Here is a 25,118-nt window from a genome sequence, read left to right on the forward strand (position 1 = left end):
TTCAGAGTAAAAGACGAAACTATTCATCTTTTGGGATTAAAACAGAAGGCGCGTTTGCCCCTTCAAAAAATTTGTCTGCAAAGTCTATCACTGCAAAAGTCGAAAGTCCTGTTAGTACAGGACTTTCTTTCAGATTATAGTACTAATTTTCGTATATCGGACAGGACACTTGAAACATGTACTGCAAATCGCGCTGCTAACGCACCATCTATCACACGATGATCGTAAGATAATGAAAGTGGTAGCATTAGTTTAGGCTCAAATTCAGAACCATTCCATTTTGGTTTCATTTCAGATTTAGACACACCTAAAATTCCAACCTCTGGAGCATTAACAATTGGCGTAAATGCAGTGCCGCCAATGCCACCAAGGCTAGAAATAGTGAAACATCCGCCTTGCATGTCTTTTGCAGTTAGCTTGCCTTGACGCGCCTTACCTGAAATCTCCATTAACTCACGAGAGATTTCATTAACGCCTTTTTTGTCAACGTCACGTACAACAGGAACAACAAGTCCGTTTGGCGTATCAACCGCAACACCAATATGAACATACTTCTTAAGTACAATGCTTTCGCCGTCGGTACTTAATGAAGAGTTAAATTGTGGATACGTTAGTAGGCCCGATGCCACTGCCTTCATGATGAATACAAGCGGAGTGATTTTTAAATCCGACTTTTGTTTCGCCAACATTGCGTTTTGTTCTTTGCGGAACGCTTCAAGTGAAGTGATGTCCGCTTCATCAAACTGAGTTACGTGTGGAATAGTTACCCAGTTACGATGTAAGTTTGGTCCTGATATTTTTTGAATACGCGTTAAAGCTTTTGTTTCTATTTCGCCAAACTTAGCGAAATCAACTTTAGGCGCAGCCAATACTTGAAGACCACCTTCACCGGCTGCAACACTTGACGCTGCCGTTGCTTTAGGACGTGATAGCTCATACTTAACAAACGACTTAATGTCTTCTGCCAAAATACGACCTTTACGACCTGTGCCTTTAACTTTTGTTAAATCAACACCAAATTCACTAGCAAGTCTTCTTACCGAAGGCGTTGCATGTAGGTTGCCCGACTTGCCATTTCCGCCTACTGATGAAGGATGTGCTAACTGCACAGGTGGAGCTTTAGGAGCAGGTTTGCTCTCTTTAGCTGGAGTATCTTTTGCTTGGTTTGCTGGTGCGCTATTTGTAGATTCTGATTTAGCTGGCGCACTTGATGAGCCTGCTACTTCAATTGTTGCAATCAATGTTCCCATTGCAACTTTGCCGCCATTGTCAATTTCAAGCGACTTGATAACACCTGCAAATGGTGCAGGCACGTCCATTGTTGCTTTGTCTGTTTCTAGAGTGATAAGGCCTTGTTCAGCCTCCACAGTGTCGCCAACGGCAACTAAAACATCTATAACGTCAACTTCGCCATCGGTACCAATGTCTGGCACTTCTACATTTTTAACTTCTGTAGCGCTCGATTGTCCACCAGCATTTTCATTTGCTTGAGGAGCTTGGTTTGTATTGGCAGTATCCGCTTTCGGTGTGTCCGATGATGAAGAATCTTCGCCTTCTATCGCCAAGGTCATTATCACTTTACCTTGACCAGCTTTGTCGCCAACAGCGACTTTTAACGAAACAACCTTACCATTTTCTGGCGAAGGTACGTCCATTGTCGCTTTGTCAGTTTCAAGCGTAATTAGGCCATCTTCTTTGCTAACGATATCCCCTTCAGCAACTAACACATCGATTACATCAACTTCATCGTCCGTGCCAATATCTGGAACTTCAACTTCAATTGTTTTTCCTGCTGAGCCAGATGTTTCTGTTTTGCTATCTGATGCTGGAGTAGCCTCAGCTTTAGGCTCTTCTTTAGTTTCTGGTTTCGCTTCAGAAGACTCAGAGCTAGATGCTCCAGCCTCTTCAAGCTTAACCAATAAAGTGCCCTCTGAAACCTTGTCACCAACAGCAACTTTGATTTCAGCAATTTTGCCAGAAAATGGCGCTGGGATATCCATCGACGCCTTGTCGCTTTCTACCGTCACTAACGCATCTTCTGCTTCTACTGTGTCACCAACGGCCACACATAGTTCAATGATTTCAACTTCATCGCCGCCCACATCTGGGACTAAAATGTCTTTTAATTCAGCCATCTATTTAATCTCCTCAGGTGCTTATGCGTAAAGTGGGCTAAGTTTGTCGGCATCAATGCCAAACTCTTCAATAGCTTTAGTTACCACTGAAGCTTCAATATCGCCTCTTCGTGCTAACTGACTTAATGCAGCAACAGCAATGTAGTTGTGATCAACTTCAAAGTGGCGACGCAAGTTTGCGCGGCTATCTGAACGACCAAAACCGTCGGTACCCAATACTTTATAATCTGAAGGTACCCAAGCTCTAACTTGATCAGCATAAGACTTGATGTAATCGGTAGCTGCAACAACAGGACCTTCATTACCTTCTAGTATTTCAGTGATATAGGCTTTTTGTGCTGGCGCTTCTGGGTTTAACATATTAAATCTGTCTACTTCTAATCCGTCACGACCTAACTCGTTAAACGACGGTACGCTGTATACGTCAGAGCTAACATCAAACTTCTCAGCAAGAATCTTAGCGGCTTCACGTACTTGCAGTAAAATAGTACCTGAACCTAACAGCTGAACATTCGCTTTCGCTTTTTTCGGTTCAACACGATCAAGTTTGTAAATACCTTTAACAATGCCTTCTTCAACACCTTCAGGAAGTGCTGGCTGAACATAGTTCTCATTCATTACAGTGACATAATAGAAAACGTTTTCGTTTTCACCATACATACGACGCATACCGTCTTGAACAATAACCGCTAGCTCATAACCATAAGTTGGGTCATAAGTAATACAGTTAGGTACTGTTCCGAAGTGAGAATGAGTATGACCGTCTTGGTGTTGTAAACCTTCACCATTAAGTGTTGTACGGCCAGCCGTACCACCTACTAGGAAACCTCTTGCTTGCGAGTCACCGGCAGCCCAAACCATGTCACCCACACGTTGGAAACCAAACATTGAGTAATAGATGTAAAACGGGATCATTGGCTCATTGTTATTTGAGTATGATGTTGCCGCTGCTAACCAGTCTGACATAGCACCTAATTCATTGATGCCTTCTTGTAAAACTTGGCCTTTTTTATCTTCACGATAGTAAGCAACTTGGTCGGCATCTTGAGGCGTGTATTTTTGGCCTCCGTGAGCGTAAATACCCACTTGACGGAATAAACCTTCTAGACCAAAGGTTTCGTGCTTCATCTGGAATAATTGGAACAATTCGTTTACCAATTTGTTTGTCTTTGATAACCGCTGACAAAATACGACCAAATGCCATAGTTGTTGAGATTTCACGACCATTTGAACCTTTAAGTATTGCGTCAAAGGCTTTTAAATCTGGTGTATCAACTTCAACGTCTGAATTACGACGACGAGCTGGTAAGTATCCACCTAATGTTTCACGACGACCATGAAGGTATTTCCACTCTTCACTGCCCTCTTCAAACTTAACATAAGGTACATTTGGTAAATCTTCATCAGAGATATCGATATGATGGCGGTCACGATAAGCTTTAAGCGCATCGATATCCATTTTCTTAACACCGTGAGCAATGTTTTTACCTTCACCAGCGTCACCCATGCCGTAACCTTTAACAGTTTTAGCAAGAATAACTTGTGGACGACCTTTAGTTTTAGTCGCGCGGTCATAGGCTGCGTAAACTTTTACTGGATCATGGCCACCACGGTTTAAACGCCAAATATCTTGGTCAGACATATTAGCAACCATCGCTGCTGTTTCTGGCGTTTTAGAGAAGAAGTTATCGCGAGTGAACTTGCCACCTTTCGCTTTGTAGTTCTGGTATTCACCATCAACGGTTTCTTCCATGATATCTAGTAACTTGCCGTCTTTATCACGAGACAGTAATGGATCCCAATATGAACCCCAAATAACTTTAATCACTTCCCAACCAGCGCCACGGAATGTGCCTTCTAGCTCTTGAATAATTTTACCATTACCACGAACCGGACCATCTAGGCGCTGTAGGTTACAGTTAATAATAAACGTTAAGTTGTCCAAACCTTCACGTGCAGCTAAACCAATGGCTCCTAGTGCTTCTGGCTCATCACACTCACCGTCGCCCATAAAGCAATAAACACGTTGATCTGAACAATCTTTAATTCCGCGATCCGTTAGATACTTAAGGAAACGAGCTTGATAAATAGCAGCTATTGGACCTAAGCCCATAGATACCGTAGGGAACTGCCAAAAGTCTGGCATTAATTTAGGGTGTGGGTATGAAGATAGACCTTCGCCATCCGCTTCCTGGCGGAAGTTATCAAGTTGATCTTCTGATAAACGCCCCTCTAGGAATGCACGAGAATAGATACCCGGTGATACGTGTCCTTGAATATAAAGGAAGTCGCCACCTGAATTGTCTTTGTCAGCTTTAAAGAAGTGGTTAAAACCTACATCGTATAGCATTGCAGAAGATGCAAATGATGAAATATGTCCACCAAGTTCTAAATCTTTTTTCGAACCACGCACAACCATGGCAAGTGCATTCCAACGAATGGCGCCACGGATTCTAGCTTCTAAAGTACGGTCGCCCGGCATTTGAGGCTCTTGGCCCGCAGGGATTGTATTTAGATAGGCAGTGGTTGGTGTAAAAGGTAAGTGAGCGCCGTTGCGACGAGCCTTATCAATCAATGACTCTAAGATATGGTGAGCACGCTCAACACCGTCAACTTCAAGTACCGCTTCTAACGACTCAAGCCATTCTTGAGTTTCTTGTGGATCTATATCCTGATTTAGAGTTGGATTCTCTGACATATTTCAGGTTCCTATAATTAATAATTTAAAATTTACTGACTGCTTAATAAGCGGCGAACCGACCCTTGAAGTCGATTTTGTTCTTGATCAAGCTTTAATAAAGACTGTTCTATAAAGGCCAAATGTTGACCACTTGCTACTCTTGCAGCCTCAGGCTGACTATTTAAAATCGCACTTAATAATTCAAATCGGTGTTCATTAAGCTGAACTCGAATTGACTTATGATCTTTAAAAACCAACAGGTTCTCTTTAATGTTGTGCCTTAATAAATCTTTTACACCTCTTAACAGGTGAACCAATAAAACATTTTGAGCGGCATCTGCAATTGCTAGATAAAACATAACAATAGCATCTGAAACGGAATCTAGATCACTATCATCAAGCGCTTCTATTCCTTCAAATGCAGATTTAATACATTTAAGCTGCGATTCGTCGCCTCGTAATGCGGCGTAATAGGCAACGACACTTTCCAGCGCACAACGAAATTCTAATAAATCATAGTGCGACTCTGGGTTGTTTGCCAAAAGGTCGAATAGTGGTGCAGCAAACGGCGCATCAAGTTGCTGACTTACAAACGTACCGCCACCTTGTTTACGAGTTACTAGGCGTTTAGCTTCAAGTTGTTTTATTGCGTCTCGAATGGAAGGACGGGAAACCCCGTATTGCTCGGCAAGATCTCTTTCAGAAGCGAGTTTTTCACCCGCCGCAAAAGTACCATCAATGATTTGGCTTTCTAATTGCGATGCCACTTGTTCTGATACTTTTTTAGTCACTACTTTTGTCACGAGCTGTTCCATTCATGTTTGAATTCAAATTGGTAAATTGGTCTTACCAATATACCAGGATCGTAACAGCTCAAATTTTTAAAGTAAACCCACTAACTAAGTGGCATGACCAGAACAAATGATCATCAAAAAATTTATACAATCTGACCATAAAGCGTTAATAAAGCCACAACTACTAAGAACAAGACCATGTTACGTTTTGCTAAACGAACCATCTTTTCTGCATTAGCTGCATTAACGGCTTCTATATCCGCATTACTTTTCTCTAGTCCCTCGGCCGCTAACGCAACTTGGGTTACTACAAACTTAGAAGATTTTGATAAATTTGCAGAATATTTTAACCATGCTTCTAATCCTCGACCAAAATGACCAACAAACATGTAACCAACACTCACCAGTCTTGCTGGGACCCACAATAACCACTCTAGCCATTTTGACGCTGTGGCTTGATTACTATCGTCTTTTAATGAATCGATGAATTTACCTTCGGCAATATAAAGTACGGTGGTATATAAAATAATGCCTGGCACACCTAACACGACATAAAAGAAAATAGGTGCCGCGTAATATTGAAGATTAATCCAAACTAATGTTTCACCCACACTTTCGTTTTTGTTCTCCGCAGAATCAAAATCTGGACGTTCTGCCTCTTCATTTTCTGATCCCGGATCTTCTATCTCTTCATTACTTGAATCGCCGCTTTCAGACTTGTTGCCTTCGGCGCCTTCATTTTCTAGCGGCTCACCCATTAATTTGTAATGTAGAATTGAAGCAGCTTCAGTGTCTTTCCTCTGCTGAGCATTTAAAAACTGGCGATAGTACTTTCGAAGTGGGTAATGACCAACACAGATTGCTAGAACAAATAAGCTAACAACAAAGTCGATTAGTCTACTGTCAAAGATAAAAAGGAAGATGCCAACCGCTACGGCTGGTGCAACTAAAAACAACAACAAGCTAAAGGTGTCGTTGTCTTTTATTTTGTGGCTGTATTTTGTTGAGTACCATTTAAGGTATCTTGTGGCGTGCCATGGCAAAGACTGCAGAGCAACTCGCTCAACGAGTAACACCATTAGTAATAAAATAAGAGTCATAATTCAGCCTTCAATTCCTTTAGTTAAGTACCACTATAATTGGCTAAAATAACGTTGCCAATCAAAACTATCACCCGGATCGGTTTTTCGTCCGGGCGCGATGTCACTATGACCCACAATATTTTCATCAACAATATCTGGGTAAATTTCTTTTATTTGTTTTGTCACTCTAGCCAAGGTTTCGTATTGAGCATCGGTATAAGGCATTTCATCAGTGCCTTGCATCTCTATCCCAATTGAAAAGTCATTACATTTAGTGCGTCCTTTGAAGTTACTAACACCAGCGTGCCATGCTCGATAATTGAGCGGCACAAACTGCACTAAACTTCCATCACGCTTTATAAATAAATGAGCCGAGACTCTTATTCCAGCTATAGTTTCAAAATAAGGGTGAGTCGAAGGATTTAACTGTCCAGTGAAGAAATCTTCAACATATTTATTATCAAGTCAGACTCTTGGCTAGCAGGCGGCAAACTTATATTGTGAATAACCAGCAAGCTAATATCTTCTGTTCGCGAAGGTCACAATGATCCGACTCAATTTTTATTGCCCCCTTTAACCAAACGGGCTCTCTATTTAGCATGGCTAATAGTCCTTTACTCGTCGCTTCCGGTAATTACTTTTTTAATATCAGCAATAAGCTCATCTGTCATAAGTTGAACCGTTTGCCACTGCATATTACTAACCGCGTCAGTTCCAGATTGATCAATCAACACCCGACACGCGCTTTCAAGCTCGCCAGCTACTTCTGTTAAGTGATCATATCCATAACTTCCAGCTGAGCCTTTAATTTTATGGCATTCACCTTTAAGCGCTTCAATATCTTGAGGGCCTTTTAACGTCTGTAACAGTTCAACTTGCTTTTCAAGCTGAGATTTATAAAACGTTATCAAATCCTTCATTGTGTCATCATTTATGAGCTTAGACTCATCATTAGATTCGGAGGTAAGATGAGACTTTATGATGGTAATCAATTCAGCTCTATCAACAGGTTTACCAATCGTTCCGTCGCATCCAGCTTCTATATGCAAAGCAACATCTTCGCGCATCACATTAGCTGTTAATGCATAAATTGGCGTATCTTCACCGGCTTGACGTATAAGCTTAGTGGCTTCAAGGCCACCCATTATTGGCATTTGCATGTCCATAAGAATAAGGTCGTAATCATTAGTCAGTACTTTTTCTACTGCTAATTTACCATTGCCAACAATTTCGTAATCTAGGCTTAAAGAGTCTAATATCATTGCGAACAAATATTGATTATCTTCTACATCTTCTGCGACTAAAACCTTGCCTGATATTTGTTTCTCAGTATAGACCTCTTGAGAGTCGTATTTTGTCGTTATCGCCGCTAGGTCAGCTTCGTTATTAATAAAGTTATCGCCTAGGGGATGTTTGTCATTAGCAACTGAGATATTAATAGTAAAAGTACTTCCACGCCCCAATTGGCTTTCTAATTCGATGTTTCCGCCCAATAGTTTTGCTAGGCTATTGCTAATCACTAAGCCTAAACCAGTGCCTCCAAACTTCCTAGATATGCTGACATCAGCTTGCACAAACGGTGAGAAAATCCGTTTCTGAACCTCTTCACTCATTCCAATGCCTGTATCTATAACTTTTACAAAAAGCTTGTTGGTGTCAGGGTCAAACCAAACATCTACATTAACACTGCCGGCCTCTGTAAACTTGATGGCATTACTTGCTAAGTTAATGAGGATTTGTCTCAGCCGAGTAGGGTCAGTCCAAATTTTTGCTGGTAACGGGAACCTAAAACTGAAATTGAAGTCTAGATCTTTTTTATTCGCTTGTGATGCAAGTAGTGTATTGACGTCTTGCAGTAAATCGAACAGTTGAATTTCTTGAATTTCAATATCTAACTTATTTGATTCTATTTTAGATAAGTCCAAAATATCGTTAATTAATGCCAAAAGATGGCGACCGCTTTTTAATACTCTATTTAACAACTCTGATTGGTGTGGGTCTTTTAGTTCCGTCGATAAAACTTGCTCGGTAAAACCAAGTATCGCGGTGAGCGGTGTTCTAATTTCATGACTGATGTTCGCAACAAATGCACTTTTTAATTCATTTGCTTGTTCGGACAATTCTTTTGCACTTTCTAATGCTTTGTTTGATTTGGCTAAAGCTGTGTTTGTGGATTCAAGCTCTTCTGTTCTTTCTCTAACTTTGTATTCAAGCTTTAAGCGACTATCGCTTTCATTTTCACGATAGACTATTAACTGCCTTACCATCACATTAAATGCTGCAAACAAATCGCCAATTTCATCTTGTCTTGGCATGTCTAATTTTATGTCCAAGTTACCCTGTGCTACTTGCCTCTTAGCTGACGTTAACTTTTCAATAGGCTCAACAATCATTCGACTAAAATTGACGTAAAGCAAAATAGGAGAAATGACGATGGTTAATAATACCGTTAAAATCGAAATCCAAGTGTAAGCCGTGTCTGCAGCAAAAACGCTCTGCTTTTTATGCCCATAAAGCACAAGAAAACGATTCTCAACAATGCGCGCCGCATAATCCATTTGCAACCCATTATTCGTGGTTTCAATAGCTGCGTGGGTGGTGGCACTGTCTTTTAATTTTTGAAATATTTGAGCGGGTAATTCATCACCTAAGTCGAACTGTGGGTAAGCAAACAATATTTTGCCTTTTGACTTGTGATCATAATTTGGTGTTCGCTAGAAAAGCTATTTCCATCCTTGCTGTCTAAACGAAGCGTTTTTAACCAGTTTGGTTTGCTAATTAATTGAATAAAGCCGATAGAATTTAGCATTGAGTGGCCAGACACATCACTTGAAAACCAAGGTGTTTGGATCATAGATAATGGCGTGTTTGAACTTTCATGATCTAAGATGTGCCAGTCATTATAACTCTTCAAAAAGCCACTGGTGTTAAAGTTAGATAAGGGGCCATCTGTCCAAAAGGTGGTGACCTCACTTAAACTATTATCAAATACTCTAACTGCCACTACGTTCGGATAAGTGTTAAAGAACACTCTAGAAGCCTGAGATAATTGGCTTTCAAACATTAAGGAGTCATTGTCTAAAGACCATTCAGAGGTGACCTTTTTAAACTCACTACTGTTCAAAAAGGTATTTAAAGTGGTTCGTTCTGATTCAAAATATCGATTTAAAGTATCGCTTCTGTAATTAACATCAGTTTGTAAACTGGCGTTTGCAATCTGACGCTGCGCGCTTTCTGTATAACGAATAGACAACCACCCTAAAATTAGGGTGGGTATTAATATAAAAGGTAGTGTAAATAGAACCGCTTTTTGTTGTAAACGCATGTATTATCCGAAGCGACCAAACTCTGTTTTTATTACTTTGAATTGTATAGAGTTTTTATCCATTTTTCTTCTGTAATAAAAGACCAATGCCAACTACTCCACTTTTCGCTAAGGCCCGCTTTGATAACATCTTCTAAAGAGTCACCTTTAGCTCGCTTAGTTTGTACTTCTAGTTTAGTCGCAATAATCATACTAAGCAGGTTTTGCAGATCTTTTTTATTAGCAAGCTCGCCATGACCCGGAATAATGGGTGCAGATTCGTCAATTTTAAGCAGTAAACTAGAGATATTTTGAATATAACCTTTTACTGAACCGCCACCATCTGTATCAATGTATGGAAATCGATTTTGAAAAAATAAGTCACCTAAATGCCAAACATTTGCATTAGCGAAATAAATTACTGAATCACCATCCGTATGGCCAGCAGGCAAATGCATCACATGCACATCTTCATTATTTAAATGAAGTTTTACACCGGACTCATAAGTAATGACGGGCAATCCTTGATTAGATTTTTTTGCTAGTCGTTTTCTTACATTTTCATGTGCTAACAAACTCGCTGATTTAGAAAAGTAAACGTTGCCACCAGAGTGATCCCCGTGATAGTGAGTATTTACAACATAACTAACCTTTGGCTGCTTAGCCGACTCTATATTAGCAATGGCTTGCTCAATTTTAGGCGCTAGTGGCTCAAACTGATCATCAATCATCAGTGTTCCATCAGCCCCAAGAAGCACACCAATGTTACCGCCAGCACCAGCCAACATATACACATTGTTGGACACTTGCTGAGCTTTTATAACAACATCATCCATAGAGTTGGATATTGCCGCTGGACTCAGCATTGTTGCTGCTAACATTGATATACCAAAGGTTAATTTGTTCATTTTATATCCTTAATATTTTTAATAGGCAAACTTAGCCTATAAAAGTCTTAATTAGCGCTGACACTGGCGCTGCAGAAGGCTTACCATGTTGCCAATCTCCACCATCAATACCACTACCAGCTATGTCTACATGCACGTAAGGCAAAGGCTGCTCGCTATCAATATCATGTTTATCTAAGCCCGATACAATGGCTAAGAACGCTAACGGGAACTGGTGACCACGAGCAGTTACTGCTGAGGCGCCATTATTTGATGATAGTAAGTCGTCTGCTTTTGTTTTTGGTGCAACAAAGTCGTAATCTTCACGTCTTGATAGAGATACTTCACATGGGTCAGCAATTAAATCGCCCATTTCAACCATTTTTGAGCCCACATTAGCCGCTTTTGCAGCGCCATTCTCAACTAGCGCCGTGTATGGACCAACCGCTCTAGCAGCATGACCTGTTAACGTTGCAACCGTGAATAGCGTTGGATTAACTTCATCGAGCGCTTCTTCACGCAATTTAGATAGTAGATCAGCCATTACTAAGCGGCCTTCAGCGTCTGTGTTACCAATTCTTACTCTAATACCAGAATGGCCAGTGATAATTTCATCTGCTACAAATGCTTCCGCACCTATGCTATTTCGTACAGCGGCTATTTCAGCTACTACTTTTACACCGATTGGTGCTAATTCAGATACCGCTTTCATAAAGCCAGCTACTGCGGCTGCACCGCCTTTATCACGGCTCATACCAGCCATATGCCCGCCAACTTTTAAGTCTGCGCCGCCGGTATCGTAAACAATGCCTTTACCCACTAGCATTAAGGTTTTTTCAATATTGCCTTTTGGTGTGTACTCCAACCTGATCACTCTAGGCTGATGGCGTTCTACTTCAATAGATGCACGAGCTACTGACCACAATAATGGAAACTCTGACTCTAACTTAGCCATATCATCGATTACTGATACTTCAACATTTGTGCCTTTAAATTCTTCTACACAATATTCTGCAAAGCGCGGTGGTGCCATTCTCTCTGGCTCTGTTCCACACAAGTCTCTTGCTACATATTGACCATTAGCAATTGCACTAGCTTCTGCAGCGTCAACATTTTCGCCAACAAGCCCCATTAAGCCAACTGGCTCAATGCTGTCTCCTAACGCTTCACGTGCTTCTAGTGGTTGCCAAAAGGTTTGGCAAAAGCCTAAATAAGATACAACTGTGGCGTTTTGATATTTAACGTCTTCATTTCCTAAAACCACTAGTAGCGGTTTTACCGATCCCATTTCTAGTAACGATTTAGCAGCAGACTTAGCTGCATCAAAATAACGTCGAACATCGTCAAAATAGCGATTTAATGGGCCTGTTGGTGCAAGCACAACTCGCCCTTGTTTAACTGAATCAGAAACGAAGCTTACTTCTGATTTTCCAATACGCTTGTCAACTTCTGCTAATTTAGCAATCTCTTCTAATAACTCATCGGTCAAGCCAGAATCAAAGGACTGACCGACAATAACTAAAGCGTCCCAATTTGAATCATTCAGTGCCGTGTTGATATTTGATATTACTAGTGGAGTTGGGTGAGCCATAAAAATCTCTCTAAATTTATAATGTTAGTAAACAATGTTGTGAATTCAACTTATTCATTAATGATACGTAAGTTAATCCTAAAAACCTAAGTCTAATTGATGTTTGTCATCTTCTTGGTCCGACAAGCCAACATGGATGCCCAATAACCTAACGGCTTTTCCGTTGCCTCTGTCAAGGGCCTCGATCATTAGCTGTTGAAGCACAGCTTCATCAATACGTTCATACTTAAGCTCTTTGGTGGTCTGTTGGAAATCACTAAATTTAATTTTGACTCCAAGTTTTCCTAACTTTCGATTACCCACTTTGCTTTCACAGCGCTTGTTTAACTCTGGCAGTAAACTTACGTTGAGTATTTTAAAGAGGATCTCAAGGTCACTAATATCTTTCTCGAACGTTCTCTCAACGCCTATTGATTTCCTAATTCTAGAAACCTCCACTTCTCTTGGGTCAATACCTTGGCATCGACTCCATAATACATATCCATACTTTCCAAAGTGTTGTGCCAAAAATGATTCATTACTTTGTTGAATATCAGCACCCGTACTTAAGCCTAGGTTTGTTAATTTTTCAGCGGTCACTTTACCAACGCCTGGAATTTTTTTAAGCGGCATGGTTTTAATAAAAGGAATGATCTCATTAGGGGTTATAGTAAATTGGCCGTTGGGCTTATTTTGATCAGAAGCTATTTTTGCAAGAAACTTTATAGGCGCGATTCCTGCTGAGGCTGTCAGTCCTGTAGCTTCAAAGATTTCTTGTCTTATTTGTTCAGCTATTAATGTTGCAGACCCTTGATGCAACTCGCAATCTGTTACATCTAAATAAGCCTCATCTAGCGAGAGTGGTTCTATTTTGTCGGTGAAACGTTTAAAGACTTGTCGAATGACCTGGCTGGTTTCTTGATACACGTGCATTCGACCTGGCACTACAACTAAATTGGGACATTTACGCAAAGCGACAGAGGTTGGCATTGCTGAACTAACACCAAACTGCCTTGCTATGTAATTACAGGTAGATAAAACCCCACGGCGATCAGAGCGACCGCCGACAGCAACAGGCTTACCAGCTAAGCTAGGGTTATCTCGTATCTCAACGGATACATAAAAGGCATCCATATCAACATGGATAATTTTTTTCTGCTTGCTCATTAACCTCGCCCTATCAAATACGATAGGCTATTTTTAACAACTGTATATAAAAACAGTTAATTGAGCAAGAATATATTTACTCTATTCAGTCAGCTTGTTTTTCTTTTACCATTAACCAGCTCACCGCTGATATTAGTAGAGAAGCGGCACAAACAATAAAGACCATAGATTTATCATCAACTTTATTTAAGAATAAGCTTATACCAAGACTTACAACTAACTGAGGCAACACCACAGACAAATTGAATAGGCCCATGTATAAACCCATCTTAGAGTTTTCAACGCGTTCTGACATAATTGCAAACGGTAAGCTAACAATTGCTGCCCAACCAACACCGGCAAAGGCCATCATGATGTACATTGATATAGGTGATGTAGTAAATAAGGCAATATATAAATAGGCAAATGCAGTCACTAATAACGCCGCTGCGTGAACCTTAATACGACCAAACTTATTGGCTAATGGTCCTAACGCTAAAGCAGGTAATAACGCTGCGATACCGTTTAAAATCGCAAAGCTGTAAGAGATAGTTTGGCCTAATTCGTCGTCAGATAATAACGTCATTTTTTCTTGCAAAAATGCATAGGTGAATACAAACATAGTTTGAATGCCAATCCAGCTGAACGAATGTGCAGCAAGTACTTTTTGAAAACCTAAGTGACTTTTGCCTGATTTGTTACTTTCATTGTCTTCACTTTTGAATAGAGTCTCAAAAACAAAAAACAACGTAACTAACAAAGCTAATGTTTCCCCCCAGTAATGACTCACTTCTATGTTACTTAGGTGTAAAACACTGGCGTAAAGTGAATAAGCTAAGAAGCCCCAAAGTGGTTTTATGTCTTTTAATACTTGGACGATGTTAAAATTGTGTTTATCTGTTTCTTGATTTTCACCAGAGCTTGGTAGCTCTTTTGGCTCTATAACAAAAAAAGTTGGTAAGATTGAAAACAGTAAAACTAAAGCTGCGCCAAAATAAATTAAAACAAAGTTATTCCAATACCCACCAATTACATAAGCCAAAACGCCGAAGGTCCCAGATACAGTTTGCATCCATGTGTAACCTTTAGTTCTTGCTTCTCCTTCTGGAGTAACGTCTGCAATAATTGAACGCGTTGGGTTAAAACTTACATTTATAGACAAGTCTAATGATAGTGCGATGGCAATGGCTACTGCTAAGATACCTATTCCGCCAAGAGACTCTGAGATGATGCCTATATTGGGTAAGGCTAATAATGACAATGAAGCTAAGACACCGCCAATTAAAATAAACGGTCTACGCCTACCATTCCAAAACCAAACTTTGTCACTGATAAAACCAACAATTACTTGCCCTAAAATGCCGGCAATAGGACCAGCAGCCCACACGATGCCAATTTCATGGATATCCAAACCATATTGGGTGCTTAGCAACCAGCTTAATGCAGATATTTGAACTGAAAGTGCGAATCCCATCGCGGTAGAAGGCAGACTCAATAACATGTAAAAACGGCGACTGAGTGACTGTTGAATCTTTAACATTATTATTCTCTATTATTATAATTCTTATTATTATGCTTTTAGCTCTTTGGCTATCCCGCTAATCTATTTGATTTTAGGGATCAAAAAAAGGGCTTAATGCCCTTTCTTTATAATTAAACTAGTAAAATCCTAAAACGTTACAAGATTTGGTCTTGTTTCCAACGCTCTTCTTTTTCTAGTCTTTCTTTTCTACGATCACATGGATTGTCGCAGTTACAGGCTTTATCAATACCTAAACTTCCTAAACCACCACAACTACCAGCTAGTGTTTTTTTCTGCAAGATGTAACCAATAGACATAGCAACAAAAACAATCAACAATAAGCCAAGAGTTAACAAAAATATTTGCATGATTAGCCCTTTTCTTCTGGGAATAACTTCTTAAATTCACTCGACATCATACCTGTAAAACCTTGGTCACTTTTAACGATAAGGTAAACCGGCAGGTGAGTGCGTTCTGCATATTCCATTGCTTTTTCTGGCCCCATTACATTAAGCATGGTTGCTGCAGCATCGGCAGTCATGGCTGACGGGTGCATGACAGTAACTGAAACTAGTTTATGTGTAATTGGCTTGCCAGTCGTTGGATCGATAGTATGAGAATAACGTACGCCATTTTCTTCAAAATAGTTACGGTAATCTCCTGATGTTGCCATCGCAAGATTTACAGGCCTAACAATAAGCTGCACTTCTCTTCGATCTGAAACCGGCTTTTCTATTGCAACCGCCCACTTCTCACCATTTGGTTTTGAACCGGACAAACGCATTTCACCACCGACTTCTACTAAGTAGTCAAATATACCTAACTTTTCTAAAGCATTAGCAACTTGATCAACACCATAACCTTTGGCAATTGATGAAAAATCAACATATAAGTCATCATGTGCCTTGGTTACTGAGTTGCCTGCAATCGCTAATAAATCCATACCAACCCAGTTGCGAGTTTGCTCAATTAACTCTTGCTCAGGTTGCTTCACAACCCGACCATCAGGACCAAATCCCCATAAGTTAACCATAGGACCAACCGTAGGATCAAACGCTCCATTGCTTTCGTTATATAAACGCATTGACTCATTTAATACGGCAATTGTATCGCCAGACAGCAGTTGTGACTCACCAGCTTTAGCTTTATTTAACAAGCTAAGCTCTGAATCAGGCTTATAGGTAGACATCAAGCTATTCACATTCTCTAATTCACCGTTAACCAGCTCAAACAAGTTATTTGATGCTAACTGTTCTTGAGTAGGATAAAGCTTTATATTAAATGTAGTGCCCATGGTTTTACCTTGCAGTAAAACTGGCTGTGCATGATCTTCATTTTGCTTTGGAAAAAAAAGCAAAATGGCCAGCCCGATAAGGGCCAGCCATGTTAATACGACTTGTTTACGAGTCACTTCTACTAACCACCAAAGTCATCTAGAAGGATGTTCTCGTCTTCAACGCCTAAGTCTTTAAGCAAGTTGATAACGGCCGCGTTCATCACTGGAGGACCACACATGTAAAACTCACAGTCTTCTGGCGCTTCATGGTCACGTAAATAGTTTTCAAACAATACATTATGAATGAAACCTGTATAACCTTCCCAATTGTCCTCTGGTTGAGGATCAGAAAGTGCAACGTGCCAATCGAAGTTTTCGTTTTCTGCTGCTAACTCGTCAAAATCTTCTACGTAGAACATTTCACGCTTAGAACGAGCACCATACCAGAAGCTGATCTTACGCTTAGAGTTTAATCGACGTAATTGGTCAAATATGTGTGAGCGCATTGGAGCCATACCAGCACCACCGCCTACAAATACCATTTCAGCTTCAGTTTCTTTTGCAAAGAACTCACCAAATGGACCAGAAATTGTTACTTTGTCGCCTTCTTTTAAGCTCCAAATATAAGATGACATTTTACCAGCTGGTAATGACAAGTTATTTGGTGGAGGAGAAGCAACACGAACGTTAAGCATGATAATGCCTTCTTCTTCTGGGTAGTTTGCCATTGAGTATGCACGAATAGTCTCTTCGTCTACTTTTGACTCAATACTGAAGAAGTTAAAACGTTCCCAATCCGGACGATATTCGTCAGGAACATCAAAGTCAGAATACTTAACATGATGAGGTGGAGCAACGATTTGGATGTAACCACCTGCGCGGAAAGGAACACTTTCGCCATCAGGAATACGTAGCTTAAGTTCTTTGATGAAGGTTGCTTTGTTATCGTTAGAAATAACTTCACAATCCCACTGTTTAACACCAAAGATTTCAGGTTCAAGTTCAATTTCCATGTCTTGCTTAACAGCAACCTGACATGATAAACGACAACCTTCTTTTGCTTCACGCTTAGTAATGTGACCTTCTTCAGTTGGAAGAATATCACCACCACCTGAATGAACGTGTACACGACACTGACCACAAGTACCACCGCCACCACATGCTGATGGGATGAATATACCTTTGTCTGCTAGAACGTTAAGTAGCTTACCGCCTGCAGATGCAACAACAGACTTATCTTCGTCTTCGTTGATTAATATTCTAACGTCTCCCGTTGATACTAGCTTAGATTTGGCAAATAAAATTACCAAAACTAACGCTACTACAATAGCGGTAAACATCGATACGCCGAGAACTATTTCCATCGACCTTTCCTTTAATTCTTATCTAAGGGTTTGCAGCCTAAGCTACAAACCGACATTAACCTTACAGAGAGATACCACCGAAAGACAAGAAGCCAAACGCCATCAAGCCAGTAGTAATAAATGTAATACCCAAACCACGCAGACCTGCTGGTACATCTGAATATTTCATTTTCTCGCGAATACCCGCTAGCAATACGATAGCTAACGCCCAACCGATACCAGAACCGATACCGTAAACAACACTTTCAGTGAAAGTTAGGTTTTTAGATACCATGAAAGATACAGAACCGAATATTGCACAGTTAACCGTAATCAATGGTAAGAAAATACCTAGTGCGTTATACAACGGCGGGAAGTACTTATCTAAAATCATTTCTAGAATTTGTACTAATGCCGCGATAACACCAATGAACGTGATAAAGCTTAGGAAGCTCAGATCAACAGACTGAGCTGGGTCAGTAATGCCTAAAACACCGTCTAGCGCACCTGGAGCAAGAATGCCTTGATAGATGATTTGGTTAACAGGTACAGAAATACCTAGAACCACAACTACCGCAACACCAAGACCAATGGCCGTGCTTACTTTCTTTGATACTGCTAAGAAAGTACACATACCTAAGAAGAAAGATAATGCGATGTTTTCTATAAATATCGTTTTAACAAATAAACTTAAATAATGTTCCATCAGATTAGTCCTTCTCTACTTGCTCTGGTTTCCATTGACGGATAGCCCAGATGATTAAACCAATGATGAAGAACGAGCTAAATGGTAATACTAAAAGACCATTCGCTTGATACCAGCCACCGTTTTGAACTAATGGAAGAATCTCGATACCAAAAATAGTACCGAAACCTAATAGTTCACGGAAAAAAGCAACTGTCATAAGAATGAAACCGTAACCTAAACCGTTACCGATACCATCCATGAAGCTTACACCTGGCTTTTCTTTCATAGCAAACGCTTCCGCACGACCCATAACAATACAGTTAGTAATGATTAGGCCAACAAAAACAGATAGCTCTTTAGAAAGCTGGTAAGAGAAAGCTTTCAACACCTGGTCAACAACAATAACTAGAGAAGCGATAATCGCCATCTGTACGATGATACGTACGCTTGATGGGATCATGTTTCTGATCATTGAGATGAATAAGTTAGAGAATGCAGTTACCAGAACAACGGCTAATGTCATTACTAATGCATTGGCCATTGAGCTTGTTACCGCTAGAGCAGAACAAATACCTAGTACTTGTAATGCAATTGGGTTGTTATCAAAAATTGGTTTAGTTAAAACCTTGTTCGCTTCAGATGCCATTAGTTAAGCTCCCCACGATTTTTTTCGATGAAAGGTAAGTAACCTTGCACACCGAACCAAAATTGTAACGTTCTTGTAACGCCGTCACTTGTCAAAGTAGCACCAGATAAGGCATCAACACCGTAGTCATCGCCTTTTTTCGCACCGCCTTTAACTAACTTAATTACCGGTTCGTTATTGTCGTTATAGATTTTTTTACCAGGCCATAATGCTTTCCATTTAGGGTTCATAACTTCTGCACCCAATCCTGGAGTTTCTTTATGGTCTGAGTAAATAACCTTTGAAACTGTATTTAGGTCAGACTTTAAACCTACATAACCGTACATTAGGTCCCAAAGGCCAGCACCGACAACAGGGAATACCACCGTTTCAACAGCGCCTTTTTCATCTTTTACAAGATAAACAACAGCTGTGTTTGATTGGCGGTTAATACCTGCTGGATCGTTTTCTAGCTTTTCAGATTTCTGTGGGTCACGAGCATTACGACGCTCATCGAACATCTTAACGTCACCGTCGACATACTCACCAGTGTCAAGATCAATCATCTTAGCTTCAACATACTTGTTGTAAGTAGGAACGATGTCTTTTCCAGCTAGCTCTAGTAAACCTGCAGTTTCTAAAATTTTAGTTTGCTTATCTAATAGTTTGTTAGCTGTTTGTAACGGCTTCAATTGAACCGCTGATACAGATACCAACGCTGCACAAACTAGACAAACGATAAATACGAAACCAACCGTTTTGCCAAATGATTCTTTATTACTAGACATTGCGAGCAAGCCTCCGTTTCACGTTTGCCTGTACAACAAAGTAGTCGAACAATGGTGCAAACAAGTTAGCAAATAGTATTGCCAGCATCATACCTTCAGGGAACGCTGGGTTAACAACACGGATTAGTACAACCATGATACCGATTAGTGCGCCATACCAGAACTTGCCACGGTTAGTGAACGAAGCTGATACAGGGTCAGTTGCCATGAAGAATGCACCAATAGCCCATCCACCAATTACAACGTGCCAGAACCAAGGCATTGCAAACATTGCGTTAGTATCGCTACCAACCATGTTTAACAAAGATGCAAAGAAAATTGTACCTGCGAATACACCGGCTACGATTCTCCATGAAGCAATGCGTAGATAGATAATTAACAAACCACCAATCGCAATTGCAAGAGTAGATACTTCACCTACAGAGCCTTGAATGAAGCCGTAGAAAGCTTGTGTCCAAAGAGCAATGTTGTTGTAGTCTAAACCGCCAGATGCTGCTTGGCTTAACATAGTCGCGCCAGAGAAGCTGTCTACTGCTGTCCATACAGTGTCACCAGAGATTTCAGCTGGGTATGCAAAGAACAAGAATGCACGGCCGGCTAACGCTGGGTTTAAGAAGTTACGACCTGTACCACCAAAGATTTCTTTCGCAACAACAACACCAAATGTAATACCAAGCGCGGCTTGCCATAATGGAATAGTTGCAGGAAGAATTAGTGCAAATAAGATTGAAGTAACAAAGAAACCTTCGTTTACTTCATGCTTACGAACTGAAGCGAAAATAACTTCCCAGAATCCACCAACGATGAAAACTGTGCCGTAAATTGGTAAGAAGAAACAAGCACCATAGAGCATTTTCATGCCCCAGCCTGATTCAGCCGTTAGCGATCCGCCTAGCATTTGGAATAAACCTACTTGCCAAGAATCACCTAACGCAAAGCCTTGAGATAAGGCATCAGCTGCTTGATGTCCAACATTGAACATACCAAAGAACATTGCAGGGAATAAAGCTAACCAAACCATGATCATGATACGTTTTAAATCAACGCTGTCACGTACGTGAGTTTGACCTTTATTTACTAAACCTGGCGTGTAGAAAATAGTTGCAGCTGCTTCATACAAAGCATAGAACTTTTCGTATTTTCCACCTTGCTCAAAATTAGGTTCAATTTTTTCTAAATAACTCTTAAGACCCATGATTAGCCCTCTTTTTCAATCTTGGTAAGGCAATTACGAAGAATTGAGCCGTACTCATATTTGCCTGGGCAAACAAAGGTACATAACGCTAAATCTTCTTCGCCTAATTCCAAACAACCTAGGCTTTGTGCCCCTTCAGTATCGCCAGAGATTAGATCTCTTAACAATAATGTTGGCAAAATGTCTAATGGCATTACGCGTTCATAGTTACCAATTGGAACCATAGAACGGTCAGAACCATAAGTTGTAGTTGTCATATTGAATAGTTTCTTAGGCGATAAATGACCTAAGAACGCACGAGTGATAGAGAACTGATTTGATCCTGGACGAATCCAACCAAATAATTCTTTTTCACGACCTTCTGCTAAAACAGACACTTGCAGATCAAAACGGTGTAAATAACCGTGAACGCCTTGTGCAGCAGTACCAGACAATACGGAACCAGATACGATTCGGTTTTCACCAGATTCAACTTCGCCTGACGTTAGGTCGGCTGTAGAAGCACCTAATACTGTACGAATTAAACGAGGGTTTTTAACAACTGGGCCAGCTAATGAAATAACACGTTGGTTATTAATTTCACCAGTTAGGAAAAGTTGTCCGTAAGCAATAACTTCTTGGTAATTAATATGCCAAACCGTTTTTGCTAGAGAAACAGGATCAATATAGTGAATATGAGTACCAACCAGGCCTGCTGGGTGTTTACCGCCAAATTCATGAAGGTCTACATTTGGTGCTTCAGCTTTCACTGATGAGCCAGAAGCTTTTACGACATTTAACTTGCCTTCAGTCAATCTGCTTAACACAGTTAGACCAGCGTTAAATGCTGCTTGCTGCTCTGCAATAATTAGCGCTGGATCAGCGGCTAACGGATTAGTATCCATTGCATTTACAAATATTGAAGACGGAGTGCTGTCAATTGCAGGCGCTTTGTCAAACGGACGAGTGCGTAAAGCAACCCATTGTCCTGAATCTACTAAAGTTGCAACGACTTTTTCGCGGTCAAGACCGTTCAGCTGGTCAGCGCTATAGCTTTCAAAAGTGATTTGTTCATCACCAGATAGTTCAATAACAACAGACTGCAGAACACGCTTTTCACCACGGTTCACTTCTTTGATAACACCGGCGGCTGGTGCAGTGTATTTAACGCCAGGATTCTTTTTATCTTCAAAAAGAACCTGACCTTTTTTAACACTATCACCGACTTTGATATACATCGTAGGACGCATACCATTGTACTCTTCGCCAAGCGTAGCAACAGTTTTCACTGTCGGGCCATCGTGGATGGCTTGTTGTGGAACACCTTCAATAGGCAGATCCAAACCTTTTTTTATGTTGATCATACGCATATGCACTAGTTTAAGTTGGAAGAAATGGAATTCTTTCAAATACCCGATTAAATCGCATATTTATAAAATTATGTAAGTACCAAGACCTGAATATAGTTTAGTTTCGGTACAGCCGACAATTGTAGCATTAATCTCAATATTTTGACCATTCGAATTTGGACTTATTTTAGTCGCAAGGCGCTCATTATTCGAATAAAAATAAAAGAACTGTAAAGAAAGATTGATGCATAGTCCTAAAAACAAAAAAAGCCAGTGCAATTTTTAAGCAACTGGCTCCTTGTTATGTACAAAGTTTGTACAGACCTTTGTTTTCAGTCAGTTAGGTTAAACTAAACCGTTAACTTTTATATCTGGATTCACTTCATTTTCATAGTTTACGTTGTCATAACCAAAACCAAACAAGTTTAGGAATTCTTGGTGATAACCAATGTAATCTGTTAACTCGTCAATTGAATCTGTATTCACTGTATCCCAAATAGTTTGTACTCGAGCCTGAACGTCGTCTTCAAGTTCCTTATAGTTTTGGAACAAATGACCACCATCATCTAGTCGAGGTGAATCTGACATCAAGTTTTCTTTAAACAAACCTGATATTTGTTGGATCACACCTTCGTAAGTGCCATCTTCTTTCATCACTTTAAATAAAGCGGAAATATATAAAGGCATAATTGGGATTGCAGAGCTTGCTTGAGTAACGACCGCATTTAACGACGAAACGTAGGCTTTCCCGTTTATATTAGCGGTAGCGCTGTTTATTGCTGCTGAAGCTCTGTCTAAGTCTTCTTTTGCTTTGCCAATAGTCGCGTGTCCATAGATAGGCCACGTTAATTTTTTACCTATATAAGTATAGGCAGTGGTTTTAAAGTCAACGGCCAATACATCAGCTTCTTGCAAAGCATTGATCCAAAGTTCCCAATCTTCGCCGCCCATTACTTTGATCGTATTGTCGATTTCATCTTGATTAGCCGCTTCAACGGACACTTCATCGATAATGCGCTTCGAGGTATTAAGGTTTTTAGTGGTTACATCATTACCAATTGGTTTTAATGTAGAAGAGTAAGTCTCGCCTGAGTCAGGATCCGTGCGGCGCGGAGAAGCTAAACTATAAATAACTAAATCTATTTTTCCCATATCCGCTTTAATAGTTTCAATGGTTTTGGCTTTAATTTCGTGAGAGAACGCATCGCCATTGATGCTTTTCGAGTACACACCTTTAGCTTCCGCAGCCTCTTGAAAAGCGGCTGTATTGTACCAACCCGCTGAACCAGTTTTCTTTTCTGTTCCTGGCTTTTCAAAAAATACGCCTAAGGTATTGGCGTTGTAACCAAACGTGGAAACAATACGAGACGCTAAACCATAGCCAGTTGAAGCACCAATAATTAATACATTTTTTGGCCCGTTAGTACCAAAGTCTTGTTGTTTTACATACTGGATTTGACGATTAACACTTTCTGCGCAACCAACTGGATGTGCATTAGTACAAATGAAGCCACGAATTTTTGGCTTAATAACCATATATGAATTTCCTTAACCTAAATAAAAATAGCCAAAACACATTCAATCATTTTGGCTTGATATCAAAAACTGGCGTCAGTGTACCTGTCTTTTTACGTTTAACAGATCTGACTAGCCAGCATTATTGGTTTCTATTATTGTAATACTCAAGCTCAGACAAATTATGATATTGAGTCACTTGCTTTTGGAACGCTTGATACGAGTTCATGATCTTATTAAACGTAGGATCGTTAGCTTTTTGCTCTTCGATAACCTCTTTACTCGCGTTTTTGAGCGCTAACATAACGTCTCTTGGGAATGTTTTAAGTTCAACATTATGTTTGTTTTGAAGTTGCTCTAACGCGGCGTTATTTCTAACGGTATATTCATCCAACATATCTTGGTTAACGGCACGAGTTGCTACTTCAACAATAGCTTGAAGATCTTTTGGTAAGGCGTTAAATGCTTTTTGATTTACAGTAAATTCAAGCATCGCGCCAGGCTCATGCCAACCAGCAACATAATAATGCTCAGCAACTTTATGGAAACCAAACGCTAGGTCATTATATGGACCAACCCATTCAGTTGCGTCAATTGCACCAGACTGCAAAGATGTAAAGATTTCACCGCCTGTAAGCGCCACCGGAACACCACCAAGCTTTTGTAGTACCTCACCACCTAAGCCAGGAATGCGCATTTTTAAGCCTTTAAGATCATCTACCTTATTAATTTCTCTTTTAAACCAGCCAGCAGATTGCACGCCCGTATTACCACCAGCAAATGGGATCACGCCAAACGGTTCGTACAATTCACGCCATAGTTCTAAACCACCACCGTAATGAATCCAGCCATTCGTTTCTTGGGCGTTTAAACCAAAAGGTGTGGCAGTGAAAATTGGCGCAGCAGGCATTTTACCTTTCCAGTAATATGATGCTGCGTGGCCCATTTCAGCGGTTCCTTGAGATACCGCGTCAAACACTTGAAAGCCAGGTACAATTTCACCGGCACCATATACTTTAATGGTTAATCGGCCACCACTCATTTCGTTTACGAGTTTTGCGAAGTTCTCTGGAGCTGTACCTAGACCTGGAAAGTTTTTAGGCCAACTTGTGACTAACTTCCAATTCAATTTTTTTACTTCTGCCGTTGTACTTGTGTTCTGTGTTTCATTGCCACCACAGCCCATTAATCCCAAAGAGACAATTGTTGCTAGCGACAAAAACTTAACTAACTTTTTCAT

At 40.3% G+C, this 25,118-nt stretch carries 19 protein-coding genes and 2 pseudogenes; all 21 read right to left on the reverse strand.

Annotated features, from left to right (window positions below; translation table 11 throughout):
- Positions 1-134: 134 nt before the first annotated feature.
- The 21 genes and pseudogenes from aceF to GNP35_RS11500 all read right to left on the reverse strand — a co-directional run bounded on the left by aceF (position 135) and on the right by GNP35_RS11500 (position 25,118).
- Positions 135-2,135: a pyruvate dehydrogenase complex dihydrolipoyllysine-residue acetyltransferase gene (aceF, locus tag GNP35_RS11400; protein ID WP_155696235.1), complete on the reverse strand. Its 2,001-nt coding sequence runs from the start codon at positions 2,133-2,135 to the stop codon at positions 135-137.
- 21 nt (positions 2,136-2,156) lie between these two features.
- A pseudogene (gene aceE / locus GNP35_RS16585) lies at positions 2,157-4,833 on the reverse strand (pyruvate dehydrogenase (acetyl-transferring), homodimeric type).
- A gap of 32 nt (positions 4,834-4,865) precedes the next feature.
- Complete coding sequence (locus tag GNP35_RS11410; protein ID WP_330997800.1) at positions 4,866-5,618, reverse strand: GntR family transcriptional regulator; 753 nt, start codon at positions 5,616-5,618, stop codon at positions 4,866-4,868.
- 134 nt (positions 5,619-5,752) lie between these two features.
- Positions 5,753-6,709 carry a regulatory signaling modulator protein AmpE gene (ampE, locus tag GNP35_RS11415; protein ID WP_155696237.1) on the reverse strand — a complete coding sequence of 319 codons (957 nt, stop codon included), beginning with the start codon at positions 6,707-6,709 and terminating at the stop codon, positions 5,753-5,755.
- 33 nt (positions 6,710-6,742) lie between these two features.
- Positions 6,743-7,090, reverse strand: a pseudogene (gene ampD, locus GNP35_RS11420) (1,6-anhydro-N-acetylmuramyl-L-alanine amidase AmpD); the annotation flags it as partial.
- 215 nt (positions 7,091-7,305) lie between these two features.
- Positions 7,306-9,366, reverse strand: a complete 2,061-nt coding sequence (locus GNP35_RS11425) for an ATP-binding protein (protein WP_155696238.1) — start codon at positions 9,364-9,366, stop codon at positions 7,306-7,308.
- Positions 9,339-10,016, reverse strand: coding sequence for a cache domain-containing protein (locus tag GNP35_RS11430; protein ID WP_155696239.1), 678 nt, complete (start codon positions 10,014-10,016; stop codon positions 9,339-9,341). Before GNP35_RS11430 ends, GNP35_RS11425 begins: the two co-directional genes overlap by 28 nt.
- A 32-nt stretch (positions 10,017-10,048) precedes the next feature.
- Positions 10,049-10,903, reverse strand: coding sequence for an MBL fold metallo-hydrolase (locus tag GNP35_RS11435; RefSeq protein ID WP_155696240.1), 855 nt, complete (start codon positions 10,901-10,903; stop codon positions 10,049-10,051).
- 31 nt (positions 10,904-10,934) lie between these two features.
- Positions 10,935-12,473 carry a M17 family metallopeptidase gene (locus GNP35_RS11440; protein ID WP_155696241.1) on the reverse strand — a complete coding sequence of 513 codons (1,539 nt, stop codon included), beginning with the start codon at positions 12,471-12,473 and terminating at the stop codon, positions 10,935-10,937.
- Between the two features lie 78 nt (positions 12,474-12,551).
- A complete protein-coding gene (gene dinB / locus GNP35_RS11445; protein ID WP_155696242.1) occupies positions 12,552-13,619 on the reverse strand; it encodes a DNA polymerase IV in 1,068 nt (355 codons plus the stop codon).
- 85 nt (positions 13,620-13,704) lie between these two features.
- Positions 13,705-15,138 (reverse strand): MFS transporter, encoded by a 1,434-nt coding sequence (locus GNP35_RS11450; protein WP_155696243.1) that lies wholly within the window; start codon positions 15,136-15,138, stop codon positions 13,705-13,707.
- A 137-nt stretch (positions 15,139-15,275) separates the two neighbouring features.
- Positions 15,276-15,488, reverse strand: coding sequence for a (Na+)-NQR maturation NqrM (gene nqrM / locus GNP35_RS11455; protein ID WP_155696244.1), 213 nt, complete (start codon positions 15,486-15,488; stop codon positions 15,276-15,278).
- Between the two features lie 2 nt (positions 15,489-15,490).
- A complete protein-coding gene (locus tag GNP35_RS11460) occupies positions 15,491-16,531 on the reverse strand; it encodes an FAD:protein FMN transferase (RefSeq protein WP_330997801.1) in 1,041 nt (346 codons plus the stop codon).
- 5 nt (positions 16,532-16,536) lie between these two features.
- Positions 16,537-17,760 carry an NADH:ubiquinone reductase (Na(+)-transporting) subunit F gene (nqrF, locus tag GNP35_RS11465; RefSeq protein WP_155696245.1) on the reverse strand — a complete coding sequence of 408 codons (1,224 nt, stop codon included), beginning with the start codon at positions 17,758-17,760 and terminating at the stop codon, positions 16,537-16,539.
- Between the two features lie 61 nt (positions 17,761-17,821).
- Positions 17,822-18,445: an NADH:ubiquinone reductase (Na(+)-transporting) subunit E gene (gene nqrE, locus GNP35_RS11470; RefSeq protein WP_155696246.1), complete on the reverse strand. Its 624-nt coding sequence runs from the start codon at positions 18,443-18,445 to the stop codon at positions 17,822-17,824.
- A 4-nt stretch (positions 18,446-18,449) separates the two neighbouring features.
- On the reverse strand, positions 18,450-19,073 hold the full coding sequence (locus GNP35_RS11475) for an NADH:ubiquinone reductase (Na(+)-transporting) subunit D (RefSeq protein ID WP_155696247.1): 624 nt from the start codon (positions 19,071-19,073) through the stop codon (positions 18,450-18,452).
- Entirely contained in the window at positions 19,073-19,840 is a 768-nt protein-coding gene (locus GNP35_RS11480; protein WP_155696248.1) for a Na(+)-translocating NADH-quinone reductase subunit C, read from the reverse strand. The genes GNP35_RS11475 and GNP35_RS11480 overlap by 1 nt, the downstream gene beginning before the upstream one ends.
- Positions 19,833-21,035 (reverse strand): NADH:ubiquinone reductase (Na(+)-transporting) subunit B, encoded by a 1,203-nt coding sequence (locus tag GNP35_RS11485; protein ID WP_155696249.1) that lies wholly within the window; start codon positions 21,033-21,035, stop codon positions 19,833-19,835. Before GNP35_RS11485 ends, GNP35_RS11480 begins: the two co-directional genes overlap by 8 nt.
- Positions 21,036-21,037: 2 nt before the next feature.
- Positions 21,038-22,378 (reverse strand): Na(+)-translocating NADH-quinone reductase subunit A, encoded by a 1,341-nt coding sequence (locus GNP35_RS11490; protein WP_155696250.1) that lies wholly within the window; start codon positions 22,376-22,378, stop codon positions 21,038-21,040.
- A gap of 330 nt (positions 22,379-22,708) precedes the next feature.
- Entirely contained in the window at positions 22,709-23,899 is a 1,191-nt protein-coding gene (gene fabV, locus GNP35_RS11495; RefSeq protein ID WP_155696251.1) for an enoyl-ACP reductase FabV, read from the reverse strand.
- Positions 23,900-24,020: 121 nt separating this feature from the next.
- On the reverse strand, positions 24,021-25,118 hold the full coding sequence (locus GNP35_RS11500) for a TRAP transporter substrate-binding protein (RefSeq protein ID WP_155696252.1): 1,098 nt from the start codon (positions 25,116-25,118) through the stop codon (positions 24,021-24,023).

Source organism: Psychrosphaera haliotis (genome assembly GCF_009728465.1).
In the GTDB taxonomy this organism is placed as follows: domain Bacteria; phylum Pseudomonadota; class Gammaproteobacteria; order Enterobacterales; family Alteromonadaceae; genus Psychrosphaera; species Psychrosphaera haliotis.